The following is a 16446-nucleotide window of genomic DNA, read 5'->3' on the forward strand; positions in this document are numbered from 1 at the left end:
CCTGCCTGACGGCAGGCCGTTACCGGCCCGCACACAAAAAATCTGACAGTCCCTTGTAGGGGATCACCTCTTGACGGGGTAAAGGCGGTTGATGGTTAAAAAACACATCGATCATGTCCGCCACTTAAATGCCCCCCTTCATTTTTATTTCCCAAAACCGCAAGAACGTTCAATTCCCCCCACGCCCCGCTTCTTATGATTTTCTCAACCCACACCGTTGAGCCCGTCCTATGTCCTTGCGTCCACAAACCTCGCTGCTAGACCCAACCCCCCGTGCCCCCGCCGGTTTTCGTTCCCTGGCCACTGCCACGCATCGCGGTTCCACCACGTTGTTCGACAATGCCCGTGCCGTGCGGGATGACTGGTGCCCCGAGCGCGTGGCCTATGCCTATGGCCTGCACGGCACGCCCACCAGCCTTGAACTGGCTGAGCGCATTGCGTTGCTGGAGGGCGCTGCGCATTGCTTTATCACGCCCGGTGGCCAGGCGGCGATTGCGCTGGTGTATTTGGCGTTTTGCGCCAGTGGCGATCATGTGTTGGTGCCGCAAAGTGCCTACGGCCCGAACAATGACCTGGCCCGTGACCTGTTGGCCAGGCTCGGGATTGTGGTGCAAACCTATGACCCGATGCTCGGCGCCGATATTGCCGCGTTGATCCGTCCCAATACGTCGCTGATCTGGTGCGAAAGCCCGGGCTCGGCAACGATGGAGGTGCAGGATGTGCCGGCCATTGTCGCCGTGGCCCGGGCCGCGGGGGTGGTGGTGGCGCTGGACAACACGTATGCGGCCGGTGTGTTGTTTGACGCGTTTGGCCATGGCGTGGATGTGTCGATTCAGGCGTTGACCAAGTACGTGGGGGGCCACAGTGATCTGCTGTTGGGCTCGGTGTCTACCTGCAACCCGGCGCATTACCAGGCGCTCGGGCAGGCCCGCTCGTTGCTGGGCATGGCGGTGTCGCCGGATGACTGCAGCCTGGCGCTGCGGGGGCTGCAAACCCTGTGGGTGCGCCTGGCACATTTGGAGGCCGCCACGCTGCAGGTGGCGCGTTGGCTCAAGGCGCGCCCGGAGGTTGAAGCGGTGTTGCACCCGGCCTTGCCCGACTGCCCCGGCCATGCGCTGTGGCAGCGTGATTTCACGGGCTCCAGCAGTGTGTTTTCGGTGGTCTTCGCGCCCGAGCTCAGCGGTGAGCCGCTGCTGGATTTCATCGATCACTTGAGCCTGTTCCATCTGGGCTACAGCTGGGGCGGTGTCACCAGCCTGGTGGCGCCGCATTTCAACCTCTCCCGCGACGTACGCCAGTACGGCGACCGGCTGGTGCGTTTCAACATCGGCCTGGAGCACGTCGACGACTTGATCGCCGACCTCGAACACGCCTTTTCCACCCATAAAAATCATTACGGAGATGCGCAATGAAAACCCTCACCGCTCTGATAGTCGCCGGCACCGTGCTTGGCGTCAGCGGCTTGGCCCAGGCTGGCGTCACCCTGGAGGCGATTCACAAAAAAGGTTTTATCCAGTGCGGCGTGTCCGACGGCATCCCCGGTTTTTCGGTGCCAGATAAAACCGGCAAGCAGCAGGGCCTGGACGTGGACGTGTGCCACGCCGTGGCCGCTGCGGTGTTTGGTGACGCCAATAAAGTGCATTTCACGCCCACCAACGGCAAGGAGCGTCTGGCGGCGTTGCAGTCCGGGGAGATCGATATTCTCTCGCGCAGCACCACCTGGACCAGCTCCCGGGACGCGGGCATGGGGTTGGTGTTTGCCGGGGTGACCTACTACGACGGCGCCGGTTTTATGGTCAACAAAAAGCTGGGCGTCAGCAGCGCCACGCAGCTGGACGGCGCCTCGCTGTGCATCCAGGCCGGCACCACCACCGAGCTCAACGCCTCGGATTTTTTCCGCAGCCATGGCCTTAAATACACGCCCATCACCTTTGACACGTCCGAAGAAACCGCCAAGGCCCTGCAAGCCGGGCGCTGTGATGTGATCACCGCTGACAAGTCGCAACTCAATGCGCAGCGCAGCCAGATGACCACGCCCGACGACTACGTGATCCTGCCCGAAACCATTTCCAAGGAGCCACTCGGCCCGGTGGTGCGTCGTGGCGATGACGAGTGGTTCAGCATTGTGCGCTGGACGCTCTTCGCCATGCTCAATGCCGAGGAGGCCGGGGTGACATCGGCCAATGTAGAGGCGCAGGCCGCGTCTACCCACAACCCCGATGTCGCGCGGTTGCTGGGGGCCGACGGTGACTACGGCAAGGACCTCAAGCTGCCCAAGGACTGGGTGGTGCAGGTGATCAAGCAAGTGGGCAACTACGGCGAAGCGTTCGACCGGGCCTTTGGCCCCGGCACGCCGCTGGCCATTGACCGGGGCCTGAACCGGCTGTGGAACCAGGGCGGCATCCAGTACGGCCCGCCGATTCGCTGAGGCGCCACCGGCAAGCGGGAGCGCGGCCCGTTCCCGCTTTTGATCTATGTTGACTGAATGACAAAGCCGTTTCGGTCACTCCCGCACGGCACTTTCACCCTGGTCCGCAACCTGCTGCTGGTGTGTCGCAACCCTTCAAACCCCTTTTGGAGTAACACCGATGCAGCTCAACCCCACCCATCAAAAACGCTTGATACAAGGACTGCAGGGCTTATGGATGGCCTTGATCCTCCTGGCCGCCTGCGTATGGCTGGCCCCCGCCGCCAAGGCCGACGGCGGCACGGTCGACGACACCTCGTCCATCAACAGCCAGGTGCTGGGCCAGGCCGTGAAATACACGGTCTACCTGCCGCCCGATTACCAGCGTTCCACCCGGTCCTACCCGGTGCTGTACATGATGCACGGCGGCGATGACGGTCGTTACAACGACTGGTTCGTGCAAGACAACCTGGGCAACCTGCTGGACCGCCTGATCACCGAAGGTGCGATCCCGGCGATGATCGTCATCACTCCCGATGGCCTGCGCAACCCGCAGAACCAGTACGCCACGTATTTCATGGACGATGCCGACGGCAAATTCCGCTGGGAAACCATGTTCATCACCGAGTTCATCCCGGCGATGCAAACGCATTACCGCATTCTGGACGACAAGCGTTTTCGCGCCATGGGCGGTTTGTCCATGGGCGGCTTCGCCTCGTTGATGTATGCCTTCAAATACCCGGACTTGTTCAGCGTGGCGGCGGTGATGAGCGCGGCGGTGCGCACCGATGAGCAAATCGTGCAGATGGACGCGCCGGGCTATGCGCGTCGCTATGGGCATGCCTGGGGGGAGGGGCTCAGCGGTGAGCAACGGCTCAACGCGCAGTACCATCACAAAAACGTGCTGGACCTGCTCAAGAGCACCCCGCTGGCCGACGTCAAAAAGACCCGCTATTACCTCGACGTCGGCACCGACGACCCGTTCTTCCAGGGCAATTCACTGCTGCACCTGGCGTTGAACAAGCTGGGCGTGCCCCATCAGTTTCACGCCCGGCCCGGCGCGCACAACTATGACTTCTGGGTGCCGGGCTCCGAGCCGTTGTTGCGGTTCGTGGGGCTGACCTTTGAGGAGCGCAACGCTCAATAAATGAAGGGCAGGTGTATTTGCCATGGCGTAGGCGATGGCAATACGCTTGGCCGGCGCACGTTGCGCAAGGAGCCTTCCCTAATGATCGACCTCTCGGTTCTGGCCCTGTTCGCAGGCGCCTGCATTGCCCTCAACCTCACCCCCGGCCCCGACATGCTGCTGATTGCCTCACGCAGTGTCAGCCAGGGGCGGGCGTCGGGTTTCATGTCGCTGGCCGGTATCCAGACGGGTACGTATTGCCATGCGTTGGCGGCGGCGCTGGGCCTGTCGCAGTTGTTTGTGACGGTGCCGGTGGCGTATGACGTGGTGCGTTTCGCGGGCGCTGCGTACCTGGCTTACCTGGCGTGGAAGTCCTTCACCGCCAAGGCCACGCCGCTTACGGTCAGCAGCGGGGCGGCGTTGCCCCTGGGGCAGATCTTCAAGCAGGGCCTGGTGACCAACCTGCTCAACCCCAAGATGGCCTTGTTCGTGCTCGCGCTGTTCCCGCAATTTGTGCAGCCGGGCCAGGGCTCGCTGGTGGTCCAGATGCTGGTGCTGGCCACGGTGCTGAATGTGACCGGGCTGCTGGTGAACGGCGCGGTGATCGTCCTGGCGGCCAAGTTGCGCCACAAAATGGTCAGCAACCTCAAGGTGGCCAGGCGTTTGAACCAGTTGCTGGGGGCGGTGTTCCTTGGCCTGGCGTGTCGGCTGGTGCTGGTGTCGGGGCGTTAGGCCCGGCATCCGGGCGCCGCGTTTGGTCGGATTACCCACGTGGCGTGATGTTTGACGACACACGCCGCCTGAAAACCCGGATAATGGCCGCCAAATTTTCGGCTCGCTATTGTGGTAATCCCCCATGGAAATCAAGGTCAACTTTCTCGACAACCTGCGGCTTGAAGCCAAGTTCGACGACTTCACGGTGGTGGCCGACCAACCGATCCGCTACAAGGGCGACGGCTCGGCGCCGGGCCCGTTCGATTATTTCCTCGCCTCGTCGGCGCTGTGCGCGGCGTATTTTGTGAAGCTGTACTGCCAGACCCGTGACATTCCCACCGACAACATCCGGCTGTCGCAGAACAACATCGTCGACCCCGAGAACCGCTACAACCAGATCTTCAAGATCCAGGTGGAATTGCCCGCCGACATTTCGGCCAAGGACCGCCAGGGCATCCTGCGTTCCATCGACCGTTGCACGGTAAAAAAAGTGGTGCAGACCGGCCCTGAATTCATCATCGAAGAGGTCGAAAACCTCGACGCCGATGCCCAGGCGCTGTTGATGCCCACTACCACCACCCAGGGCGGCACCTACATCGCGGGCAAGGACCTGCCGCTGGAAGACACCATCGCCAACATGTCGGGCATCCTGGCGCGGCTGGGCATGAAGATCGAGATTGCGTCGTGGCGCAACATCGTGCCCAACGTGTGGTCGCTGCATATTCGCGATGCGCAGTCGCCCATGTGCTTTACCAACGGCAAGGGCGCGACCAAAGAGGGCGCGCTGGCCTCGGCGTTGGGCGAGTTCATCGAGCGGCTCAACTGCAACTTCTTCTACAACGACCAGTTCTGGGGCGAAGACATCGCCAACGCCGCCTTTGTGCACTACCCCGACGAGCGCTGGTTTCAGCCGGGCCCAGACGATCAATTGCCAGCGGGGCTCCTGGACGACTACTCGCGCAAGATCTACGACCGCGAGGGCGAGCTGCGTGGCTCGCACTTGTACGACACCAACTCGGGCAATATCGAGCGCGGTATTTGCTCGCTGCCGTTTGTGCGCCAGTCAGACGGCGAGGTGGTGTATTTCCCGTCCAACCTCATCGAAAACCTCTACCTGAGCAACGGCATGAGCGCCGGTAACACCCTGGCCGAGGCGCAGGTGCAGTGCCTGTCGGAGATCTTCGAGCGCGCGGTGAAACGCGTGATCATCGAGCGCGAAATGGCCCTGCCGGACGTGCCACAGGACGTGTTGGCCAAGTACCCGGGCATCGTTGCCGGCATTCAGGGCCTGGAAGAGCAGGGGTTCCCGGTGCTGGTCAAGGATGCGTCCCTGGGCGGTGAATTCCCGGTAATGTGCGTCACCTTGATGAACCCGCGCACCGGCGGCGTGTTCGCCTCGTTTGGCGCGCACCCCAGCCTTGAAGTGGCGCTGGAACGCAGCCTCACCGAGTTGCTGCAAGGCCGCAGCTTCGAAGGCCTGAACGACCTGCCCCAGCCCACCTTCGAAGGCCAGGCGGTGACCGAGCCGAACAACTTCGTCGAGCACTTCATCGACTCCAGCGGCGTGGTGTCGTGGCGTTTCTTCAGCAGCCAGTCAGACTACGACTTCGTCGAATGGGACTTCACCAGCACCGGCGAAAACGCCAACGCCGACGAAGCCGCGACCCTGTTCGCCATCCTGGAGGGCATGGGCAAGGAAGTGTACATGGCCGTCTATGAGCACCTCGGCGCCACGGCGTGCCGCATCCTGGTGCCCGACTACTCGGAAATCTACCCGGTGGAAGACCTGATCTGGGATAACACCAACAAGGCGCTGTTCTTCCGTGAAGACATCCTCAACCTGCACCGCCTGGACGATGACGAACTGCACGCGCTGGTCGAGCGCCTGATCGAAAGCGAGCTGGACGACTACACCGACATCACCACCCTCATCGGCATCGAGTTCGACGACAACACGGCCTGGGGCCAGTTGACGATCCTAGAGCTCAAGCTGCTGATCTGCCTGGCCTTGCAGCAGTTTGAAGAAGCCAAGGAGCTGGTGGAAATGTTCCTGCAATACAACGACAACACGGTGGAGCGCGGCCTGTTCTACCAGGCGCTGAACGCGGTGCTGGAAATGCAGCTGGACGACGACCTGGAACTGGACGACTACGAAGTCAACTTCCGCCGCATGTTCGGCAATGAGCGGATGGACGCCGTCATCGGCTCAGTGGACGGCAGCGTGCGTTTCTACGGGTTGACGCCCACCAGCCTGAAGCTTGAAGGACTGGACCGCCACCTGCGCCTGATCGACAGCTACAAGAAGTTGCACGCGGCGCGGGCCGGGGTTTGATCCGCGCCCACGTACCGCTTATCTGAATAGGGGGCGGGCGGCACCCGCCCCCCGGAACCGTTGGGGCCTGGACGACACTCACTGATTTACGTCTGACGAAAATCGAGTCCCGGCACCCATGCCCAAGATCAGCTCCGCTCAACACGTTGTCCCTGTACCCCCCTCTTTTGGCGCCGAGGCTGCTGCGCCCGAGTCCGTAAAGGTCGCGCCAGCCAGCGCAGGCAGCCAGGCCAAGCCTGTCAGCCTGGAGCAACGAATCCTCAATGCCACTCGCACGCCACTGAACCGGGCCTCTCTGGAGCGTCAGCCATCGGTCAGCCTGGGATCGTCCCGCGCGGCGCTGCCTGCGCTGGAACGGGCCGCCCCAAAAGGCTTGAAAAGTGCGTTCTACCTGCCGACGTCACACACCAATATCAACTTGAATTGCATGGTCACGCTGCGGCCCGAAGAGGCTGAAGACGACAGGCCCAACAGCTCCTCCAAAGTGCAGTGCCGACACCTGGCTATGGAGTATTTCAACGCCCCCAAAAAGTCCGCTTACCTGGAGTCGGTCAACAGCGAGGCGAGGCTTACGCGCTACTTTTCCGGTGGCAAGCTGCGGGCCTCCCAGCAGCAAGTGACCGGCATGGTCAGCCAGGCGACGTCGCGCAATACCAATATGGTTTCCCTGGACAAGTTCCCCGAACAGGTGCGCGACATCGCAAGGATGCTGACGGCGAAGAGGCAGACGAACGCTGACTTTCTGATCGTCAACGGTCACCACGCTCGAGCGTTGAACGTCAAGATCAAGGACGCCGGGCGGGTGTGCGTGACGCTCTACAACCCCAACAACACGGGTAACCACTCAAGGCTGGAGGCCCGTGACTGCAACGACCTCGACACATTGCGCCAGCTCATCGTGCATTTTCGCGATCTTGAAGACGACGGGCATGCGTTTGCCTTCCACGCCAGGCACGACATGTTCAATCCCGAGCAGGCCATGAACTATCTGCAGGCCGGGGCGAAGTCCACGCCGACCCAGGTGACCGAGTCGGCCATGAATATCGCGTTCAAACGCAATGACCCGACGCTGACCTTGCAACTGATGGCGAAGGCCGTCAGCGAACACCCACGGGGCGGGCGCAGTTTAAAAGAGGCCCTGGCGGGCACGTGCAATGGCTTTCCCGGGTTTTTTACGGCGTTGCTCGACGGGCACACGTCCACTGTTTCGGCCTGGATGAGCCAGACAGCCAACCTCGCGGAGCGCGGGTTATTAAAGCCCGACGAGGTGTTTGAGTTGTTCCGGGCAGAGGGAGGGACCAGCAACGTCACGCGGGCGGGGTTGATCGCGCCGATGTTGAAAAAGAACAGTGCCGTCATCGGCCAGTTCCTGGCCCAGGTCAACGATGCCGCCGGGCGCGGCGCCTTGAAGCGCGACCACGTCAAAGCGCTGTTTTGCACGCCAAACGCTGTTTGCGGGAGCGGCATCAACTTGCTGTTTCGCAACCGCGACGTCGCGTCCTTGAACGCCGTCGTAGAGCAGCTGGTGCGTGCCCACCAGCAAAAAGTACTCTCGGGCAGTGACGTCAAAAAAGTACTGCAATGGCAGAAATCCCACGACAGGTACGCAACACCGCCTGCCGTGACTGCGCGGCAGCTCGAAGAGCTTACGCAGGTGATGCAGCCGTTGGTGAGCCGGGGGGCGATGAAGCCGGACGATGTGAATCAGTTGTTTGTGGCCCATGGGTTGGTCGAGAAGTCAGGCAAGTCGCTGGCGTCGAAGATCTTCCGGTAAGTCGTTGTTGAAGGAACCCGTTTCGGGTTTATGACACTCACTTTTATTTGAGCGTGTGGAAAACTTATGAATGTTTCCAGGCCTGGTCCCTCTCACTATCCCACCGATGTAAGTTCCCAGCCGCCGGCCTCGCCGCTGCATGCGGCGGTTGCCAGTGGCGATCCTGCCCTGGTGATGCAACTGCGCCAGAAGCGCGAGCGCGCCAACAAGCTGGATGCCAACGGGCAATCGCCGTTGGACATGCTGCAAAACATGCAGGGGCTTGATGAGCGCAGCCGCTCGGGTTTGCGCATGGCGCTGTTGCAATCGCTGAACCCCACGGCGCCGGTGGGTTACCTGAAACCCGAAGCGTTGCACGGCAGCCCCTGGGGCTTTGAGATTCTTGAGTCCAGAGCGCTCAAAGGCGGCGTCAACGACAGCAAGGGCGGCGCGCAATCGCTGGAAGGAAAAGTGTTTTTTTCGGACCGCACACCGGAGCTTGTCGGCTCGGATAAAACCCGCGGTGACCTGCGCGTCAAGGCGCGTGAATATTCTGCCGGCAAAGGAGCGCTCCCCAGCAACGCCTCCTCACGTGTACGCCAGCATCGCCTGACGCAAGCTATGCTCAGCGGGCGAACGCTGCAAACCGGCGCGCCACCGATGCGGATCCAGGTCAGTCATTTAAATGACCCCGACAGCCCGCAAGTCGTCGCCTGGTTGCAAAATTACTTGCACCACGCCTACATCGCGAAGGGGACGGAGAAAAATTTCGTCGCGGCGTCGCTCGAGCATCACGCGGCGACCTTGAATTTGCCCCAGGCGCTCACGCTTGAAGCGGGCGGGCGCGAAGTCACGTTGCAAGGCAAGGACCTGCAGCGTCTCTACCGGCATGCCGCCACTGGCCTGCAACAGCAATTGGAAGGTGGTAAAGCGCCTTTCCTGGGCCTGCTGAACCAGGGCGCCATCGTTCCGCTGGTGTTTGGCTTCGACAAGATCAACAACTTGTCCCAGCACAAAATCCACTACCAGATGACCGGCAACGTTAAACAGTACAGCTACCAGTCCGAAACCCATCCGCTTTCAGGCAGCCGAAATGGCGGCAAGCTCAAGGAGATTGAGGTGCGCAGCCTGGCAGACCTGGCCACGTTGTGCCTGGGCTGTGCTGCCAAAGGGGTCACCTTGCCGGCCGATGTGCTTATCCGGGTAAAACCCCAGAAAAACGTCAAGGCGCAGTACCTGGATGTGCGTAAATTCGGGCAGTTTCAGCAGAGTATCCGCCAACAGGTCAACCACGTGACGGGCGGCACCCTGCACGCCCAGAGCATGGAAGGCCTCCAGGCGCTCAATACACGATTGCGTGCCAGCGACTTGGCGTCTCTTCTCTAAGGACGGTGCTTCACGCGAGAGCCTGCGCATGTGGCCAGAATGGCGATGACACTCTGGCCTGCACATCCTTGAGCGGTACAACTGGCGCGGCGACGGGAAGCAATTGCCCCGTTTAATAGGAAGCATTACTATTCACGCCCCGCCTCCCCAGTGCTCTCGCGATGATTCCTCAGCCGCCCCGCAGAACAGGCTTTTTCGAGCACTACGAAGAGTTGATCGGGACCTGGACACGTCGCCTGAGAAACCGCTCGCAGGCCGAGGATCTGGCCCACGACACCTTTGTGCGGGTGCTTGAGTCCAAATCCGCCCAGGTTGAGCAGCCGCGCGCCTACCTGCACCAGACCGCACGTAACATTGCCGTGGACGCCTACCGCCGAGAGGACCGCCGCGAAGCGCTGGGCCTGCAAGAGACATTTGATCAGTGCTCGTCCACAAGCGGCGACCCGGAGCACTACATGCATGCCATCCAATTGGCAGACTCGATCGAGCGGGCGCTGGCCGAGCTGCCGCTCAATTGCCGCAAGATTTTCATCTGGCAGAAGATCGAAGGCCTCACCCAGCTGGAAATCGCCGAGCGGTTGGGGCTGTCAAAAAACATGGTGGAAAAGTATATGATCCGCACCCTGCGGCATCTGCGCGACCGCCTAGACGCGATGGCCCCATGACCCATGCCCGTGAAACAGGATCTTCCATGATGGATACCCGTGAGTGTGCAGGCGGCAATGCAACGGCCCGCGACGAGGCCGCGCAATGGTTTACGCGTGTACAAGACAGCCCGATGAGCGTTGAGGAGCGCGGCCGTTTCGATGCCTGGCGTAAGGAGGACCCTGCGCACCAGTACGAATTCGATGTGCTGCAAGGCCTGTGGCAGGCCGCCGACCTGCTGCCCAAGGCCCGCTTGCAGGCGCTGGTTGCTGCCCCGGTGCCATCACCCAGGCGGCGCCAGGCGCTGCGTTATGCGGTGGCCGCCGGGGTGATGGCGGTGGCGGTGGGGGTTGGTCTGTTCAGTGGTTTTAATCAGCCGGCCCCCTATGACGCCGAGTTCCAGACGGCCCTGGGCGAGCGCCGCCAAGTGGCGTTGCCCGACGGCTCGGTGATGGAGCTGAACGGCCGCAGCTGGGTGGCGGTGCACTATGTCAAAGGCCAGCGGGGCATCGAGCTCAAGCAGGGCGAAGCCATGTTCAGCGTCGAGCACGATACCGCGCGGCCCTTCGTGGTGAAGGCCGGGGCAGGGCAGGTGACGGTCACCGGCACGCGTTTCGACGTGCGCCGTGACGATGACCAGACCCGCGTGGTGGTGGAGGCCGGGACGGTCAAGGTCCAGGGCAACGGCACGCACGATGTGGTGATGCTCACCGCCGGGCGCGGCACGCACATTGACGGGCAGGGTCGGGTGGCAGCGGCCTACGCGGTCAATGCCCAGGAGCTCACCGCCTGGCGCACCGGCAAGCTGGTGTTCAGCAACGCATCGTTGGCGCAGGTGGCCCAGGAAGTCTCGCGTTACCGCGAGCAGCCGTTGCGGGTCAGCGGCGCGGCGGTGGCCAGCTTGCACTTGACCAGCGTGTTCAATGCCAACGACACCGATGCCCTGATCAAGGCCTTGCCGCACATCCTGCCGGTGGCCTTGCGTACCTTGCCGGACGGCAGCCAGGAAATAATTTCACGATAATTTCACATTGCATTCAGGTTTTTTTTGAGTTCTTCGTCTTCTTGTCCAACTGCAACTGGTTTGCATTAACAGCCGCATTCATTTGCGATCACAGGACCCAGGACGACGTGAAAAAACTCGCCGTGAAAAACAATAAATCCTCCCGCTGGGCGCCCCTCGCCCTGGCGTTGGCCGTAAGCGCAGCCATGCCTGCCGCCTTCGCTGCCGACGGTATTCACATCCAGGCGCAGCCCCTGGGTGCGGCCTTGAGCCAGTTGGGTCTGCAAACCTCGCTGCAAGTGTTCTTCAGCCCCGACATGGTGGCGGGCAAGCAAGCCCCGGCGGTAGACGGCAACCTGTCGCCCGAACAAGCCCTGCGCCAACTGCTGCAAGGCAGCGGCCTGGACTACCAGATCGATGCAGGCTCCGTGACCCTGCGCCCGCTGAGCGGTGGCAACGGCGCCGCGGGCTCGCCGCTTGAGCTGGGCGCGACGGACATCAAAGTGGTCGGTGACTGGCTGGGTGACGCCAATGCCGCCGTGGTGCAGAACCACCCGGGCGCGCGCACCGTTGTGCGCCGTGAGGCCATGGTGGAGCAGGGCGCAATGAACGTCGGTGACGTGCTGCGCCGCATCCCGGGCGTGCAGGTGCAGGAAGCCAACGGCACGGGTGGCAGCGACGTGTCCCTCAACGTGGGTGTGCGCGGCCTCACTTCGCGCTTGTCGCCACGTTCCACCGTCTTGATTGATGGCGTACCGGCAGCCTTTGCTCCGTACGGCCAGCCACAGCTGTCGATGGCGCCGATTTCGTCGGGCAACCTGGACAGCATCGACGTGGTACGCGGCGCCGGTTCCGTGCGTTATGGACCACAGAACGTGGGCGGCGTGATCAACTTCGTGACCCGTGCCATCCCCGAGAAATTCTCCGGTGAGGTGGGCACCACCTTGGAAACCGCCTCCCATGGTGGCTGGAAACACATCGACAACGCGTTTATCGGCGGCACCGCCGACAACGGTATCGGTGCGGCCCTGTTGTATTCGGGTACCAAGGGTGACGGTTACCGCGACCGCAATAACTCCAACGACATCGACGACGTGCTGTTCAAGACCCACTGGGCGCCGACCGATCAAGACGACTTCTCGCTCAACTTCCACTACTACGACGCCACCGCCGACATGCCCGGCGGCTTGACCCAGAAGCAGTACAACGACAACCGCTACCAATCGGTGCGCGACTGGGATGACTTCACCGGCCGGCGCAAGGACGTGTCCTTCAAGTACATCCGCCAGATCGACGACCGTACCCAGGCTGAAGTGCTGACCTACTACACCGACAGTTTCCGTGGCAGCCACATTGCCAACCGTGACCTGAAGACCATCGGCATCTACCCGCGCACGTACTACACCTTTGGTATCGAGCCGCGTGTGTCCCATGTGTTCGACCTGGGCCCGACCACCCAGGAAGTGGGCGTGGGCTACCGTTACCTCAAAGAAGGCATGCACGAGCAGGCCGGCAGCCTGGCGCTGGTCAACAACGTGCCCACGCCGGTTGGCCAGAACGACGGCCACATCTACCAGGACCGCACCGGCGGCACCGAGGCCAATGCGTATTACATCGATGACAAGATCGATATCGGCAAGTGGACCATCACCCCGGGCATTCGCTTCGAAGACATCCGCACGCACTTGCATGATCGCCCGGTCGTTGCCCTGAACGGCCAGCGTGTGCAAGAGAAAGACCGCAAGATCAACAGTAACGAGCCGTTGCCGGCCCTGAGCGTGATGTACCACGTCTCCGACGCCTGGAAGCTGTTCGCCAACTTCGAAACCTCCTTTGGCAGCCAGCAATACGCGCAGCTGATCCAGGGCGGTAACGGCAACCAGACGGCCGCGGGCCTCACGCCTGAAAAAGCCAAGACCTATGAAGTGGGCACCCGCTACAACGACAACGTATGGGGCGGCGAAGTCACCCTGTTCTACATCGACTTTACCGACGAGCTGCAATACGTCAGCAACGATGTGGGCTGGACCAACCTGGGCGCCACCAAGCACCAAGGTATCGAGACGTCGGGCCATTACGACCTGTCCAACCTCGACCCGCGCCTGGAGGGCCTGACCGCTAACGCCGGTTTCACCTACACCAAGGCGACGTCCGAGGGTGATGTGCCGTTCAAGGGCCGTGACCTGCCGCTGTACTCGCGCCAAGTCGTGACTGCGGGCCTGCGGTATGACGTTAACCACTGGACCCACAACCTGGACGTCTACGCCCAGTCGGGCCAGCGTGCGCCGGGCACCACCAGCACCTACATCACCCAAGGCACCGCCGATGGGCAGTACGGCGACATCCCGGGCCACGTCTCGGTCAACCTGCGCAGCGGTTATGACTTTGGCGCGCAGCTGTCGAACCTGAAAGTGGGCGTCGGCGTTAAAAACGTGTTCAACCAGGAGTACTTCACGCGCTCCAGCGACAACAACGCCGGGATCTACCCAGGCCAGCCGCGTACGTTCTTTGTGCAGGCAAGCGTCGGGTTCTGATCGCCCGGTGCATGAAAAATCGCAGCCTTGGCTGCGATTTTTTTTGCCTGGGGTTTATCCAGGGGCTGCGTCTGACCGTTTGCGGGCTATTTGCCGGGGGCGCAGGAACCGTTTCTGACAGGTGCGCCACACAAGGGTCGCCTGCTTTCCTTCACATCGAAACGCAGAAACCGTGCGCACAGAATGTGGACGCGACAGGTGAACCTTGTATCCGCTGGATTGGAGAACGCTATGTCGGTATCAACGCTTGATAGACCTGTCCCTGCCTCGACCCCGGGCCTGCCCACGGCCCGTGCCGCCCGGCCGGCCTCTGCGCCTGCGCACCACAACGCCGGTCATGTGAGCTTCAGCGCACGGCAACACCCCACGGGCCCGGTGTTCAATGCCGGGCAACACGCCGAGTACCGCCACAACGGTCAAGGGCAGACGCCTCACGCCGCCCTGCTGGAAACCCCGGTGAACACCTTAATGGCGCTGCTGCGCAAAATGTTTGGCAACGGTTTTGGCGACCACCGCCCGGCCCACGCCGCCCCCTGCCAGGGCAAACCACGCCCGCACGAGACGCACCGGCCCGATCCGGCCCATGCCAAGCCCAACCGCCCTGGCAGCCCTTACGCAAAACAAAGCAACGAGCAACTGGCCCAACGCCTGCTGGACAACTTCGACGCCTTCAAAGACCCGAAGAGCCCCGACTACATCACCACGCAGGCCCTTGAAGCCATGGCGAGCCGCGCACTCACCGGCAACCCGTCGGTGGACCAGAACATCCGCCTGGCCCGGGAACTGCTCAAGCGCCCGGAACTGGTGCAGGCCCTCGACCGCAACAGCGGCACCGGCGCCACGGACGGCCTGATCAGCCGGGAAACCCTTACACGCACCCTCAAGAGCCAAAGCCCGTTCAAATACCAGGACGACAAGCAACTGGCGGGCGAAATGCTCAAACATTTCGATGAACTCAAAGGCGGCTTCTGGAGCCGCACCATCAACATCGACGACCTGAAAGACCTGGCTTCGCGCAAGCTGACCGGCGACCCGGCCAAAGACCGCCTTATCTGGCTGGCCCGGGAAATCACCCAGCGCAGTGATGTGCTGATGAAGATGGACAACACCGGCAGCCGCGATGACGACGGTTTGATCAGCAAGAAAGCCTTGCGCAAGCTGTCACGCTGACCCGTACCCATCCTGAGGGAGCCACGCGTCACGAGCGGTTCGTGGCGCTTTTTCTTGAACGGCATGCCAGGGCCTGAATATGACGTCCGCTTCTTTTGAATCCCGCCGAGTACCCAACCCGGGTACGTTTGCACCACTGCCCGAGGCGCCGCCGCCACATGCCTGCCAGGCCCGGCGCATGAAAGGCTATGCCGGCCAGCGAAGGTTCCAGGCGCCGGTCCCTGATGACTTCGCCAAAGGCATGCTGGCCCCCGAACACGCGCCCGGTGAAGGCGATTCGTTCAAGCCGTTCCAGCGGGCCCTGGCATCGGTGCTCAACCGCCTGGGGGCGCTGTGGCGCGGTCACAGGCCAGGCTGAGCATTTACATGCTGTCACCGCTTGGCCGCCCGCCGCCGGAACTATCGACGCTTGCCTGCCACATACCAAAAGCTTGTTTCACCGCGATCATAGGCATGATTTCGGCCCTTAAGGTGGCGCTCGCCAGGCAAGCATGGACTTGAAAAAGGCTGGAGAAAAAGCATGAAAATTGACGGTGCCCCCCCTCGCGCATGGCCCGACCCTGAACCTGCCCAGGCCCGCTGGCAGAACGACGAGCCGGGCCGGGCACGGCCTGCGGCCTTGCCCCCTCGCGACTTGCAGCACTTCCCCGGTGCGGCGCTGAACCCCTACATCAACTGGTCCGACAGCCGCCTGGCAGAAGAACTGGGCCGCCATTTTTCAGCGATGGAAACCCGCTATGACCGCTAACGGCCTGACGCTTGCGACCCTGCAGCGCATCGCCGCCCAAGCGTTGGGCGAGAGCGAGGCGCAGGACACCACTATTTTGCTGGTGAGGGCGATCCTCAGGCGCCCGCGGCTGGTCGATGCGATCGTTGACGAGCAAGGGCGCGTCACCCGCGACAGCCTGGCCGACGCGGCGGCAAAACTGTTTGGCAACAGCGATACCGGCGCCTTCAGCCACGACCCGTTTCACGCCACTAACAATGTCCAACTGGTGCAGGCGTTCAAGGCAATGTTCGACGAACTGCGCGACAGCCTGCAGGACCGGACCTTCTTTTTTGAAAAGCACCGGTACGTGAGAATCGAGAAGCTGGTGGCCATCAGCCAAGACCCGAACGAACTCGACGGCCATGGGCTGCCGGTGCTGGACCGGTCGACGGGCTTGCCCCGCAAACGCTACAGCGAGCAGCACGTGTACATGGCCAAAAACCTGGTCGAACGCCCGGGTTTGTTGCGGGCCCTGGACAACGCCAACGCCCGTGGCCTGTTCGGTCGCCAGCATCAGGACGGCTGGCTGAACAATAAAAGCCTGGACCGCTGGTTGGAGCAGGACAGGGCGCAGGATGGCCTCTGACAGGGACGCGCACACGCACGT

Annotated in this window: 14 protein-coding genes; all 14 read left to right on the forward strand. The window is 62.1% G+C overall.

Annotation, left to right across the window (positions count from 1 at the left end; genetic code table 11):
• The first annotated feature begins 230 nt into the window (after positions 1-230).
• The 14 genes from ACW9H9_RS15355 to ACW9H9_RS15420 all read left to right on the forward strand — a co-directional run bounded on the left by ACW9H9_RS15355 (position 231) and on the right by ACW9H9_RS15420 (position 16425).
• Entirely contained in the window at positions 231-1412 is a 1182-nt protein-coding gene (locus ACW9H9_RS15355) for a cystathionine beta-lyase (protein ID WP_457344131.1), read from the forward strand.
• On the forward strand, positions 1409-2428 hold the full coding sequence (locus ACW9H9_RS15360) for an amino acid ABC transporter substrate-binding protein (protein ID WP_457344130.1): 1020 nt from the start codon (positions 1409-1411) through the stop codon (positions 2426-2428). The genes ACW9H9_RS15355 and ACW9H9_RS15360 overlap by 4 nt, the downstream gene beginning before the upstream one ends.
• Before the next feature lie 217 nt (positions 2429-2645).
• Complete coding sequence (locus ACW9H9_RS15365; protein ID WP_457344129.1) at positions 2646-3554, forward strand: alpha/beta hydrolase; 909 nt, start codon at positions 2646-2648, stop codon at positions 3552-3554.
• Positions 3555-3635: 81 nt separating this feature from the next.
• Positions 3636-4265, forward strand: a complete 630-nt coding sequence (locus ACW9H9_RS15370; protein WP_457344128.1) for a LysE family translocator — start codon at positions 3636-3638, stop codon at positions 4263-4265.
• A gap of 124 nt (positions 4266-4389) precedes the next feature.
• Positions 4390-6579, forward strand: coding sequence for an OsmC domain/YcaO domain-containing protein (locus tag ACW9H9_RS15375; protein WP_457344127.1), 2190 nt, complete (start codon positions 4390-4392; stop codon positions 6577-6579).
• 118 nt (positions 6580-6697) lie between these two features.
• The gene (locus tag ACW9H9_RS15380) at positions 6698-8353 is read left to right on the forward strand and encodes a ShET2/EspL2 family type III secretion system effector toxin (protein WP_457344126.1); all 1656 of its coding nucleotides are present in this window, start codon (positions 6698-6700) and stop codon (positions 8351-8353) included.
• A gap of 66 nt (positions 8354-8419) precedes the next feature.
• The gene (locus ACW9H9_RS15385) at positions 8420-9718 is read left to right on the forward strand and encodes an ankyrin repeat domain-containing protein (protein ID WP_457344125.1); all 1299 of its coding nucleotides are present in this window, start codon (positions 8420-8422) and stop codon (positions 9716-9718) included.
• A 161-nt stretch (positions 9719-9879) separates the two neighbouring features.
• Complete coding sequence (locus ACW9H9_RS15390; protein WP_457344124.1) at positions 9880-10383, forward strand: sigma-70 family RNA polymerase sigma factor; 504 nt, start codon at positions 9880-9882, stop codon at positions 10381-10383.
• A 29-nt stretch (positions 10384-10412) separates the two neighbouring features.
• On the forward strand, positions 10413-11387 hold the full coding sequence (locus ACW9H9_RS15395) for a FecR family protein (RefSeq protein WP_457344133.1): 975 nt from the start codon (positions 10413-10415) through the stop codon (positions 11385-11387).
• Positions 11388-11494: 107 nt separating this feature from the next.
• Positions 11495-13900 (forward strand): TonB-dependent siderophore receptor, encoded by a 2406-nt coding sequence (locus ACW9H9_RS15400; RefSeq protein WP_457344123.1) that lies wholly within the window; start codon positions 11495-11497, stop codon positions 13898-13900.
• 231 nt (positions 13901-14131) lie between these two features.
• Positions 14132-15070 carry a type III secretion effector protein gene (locus ACW9H9_RS15405; RefSeq protein ID WP_457344122.1) on the forward strand — a complete coding sequence of 313 codons (939 nt, stop codon included), beginning with the start codon at positions 14132-14134 and terminating at the stop codon, positions 15068-15070.
• 79 nt (positions 15071-15149) lie between these two features.
• Positions 15150-15428: a type III secretion protein gene (locus ACW9H9_RS15410; protein ID WP_457344121.1), complete on the forward strand. Its 279-nt coding sequence runs from the start codon at positions 15150-15152 to the stop codon at positions 15426-15428.
• A 162-nt stretch (positions 15429-15590) separates the two neighbouring features.
• A complete protein-coding gene (locus ACW9H9_RS15415; RefSeq protein WP_457344120.1) occupies positions 15591-15818 on the forward strand; it encodes a hypothetical protein in 228 nt (75 codons plus the stop codon).
• Complete coding sequence (locus tag ACW9H9_RS15420; protein WP_457344119.1) at positions 15808-16425, forward strand: type III secretion effector protein; 618 nt, start codon at positions 15808-15810, stop codon at positions 16423-16425. The genes ACW9H9_RS15415 and ACW9H9_RS15420 overlap by 11 nt, the downstream gene beginning before the upstream one ends.
• Positions 16426-16446 lie beyond the last annotated feature (21 nt).

It is taken from the genome of Pseudomonas sp. SDO5215_S409, from assembly GCF_054071325.1.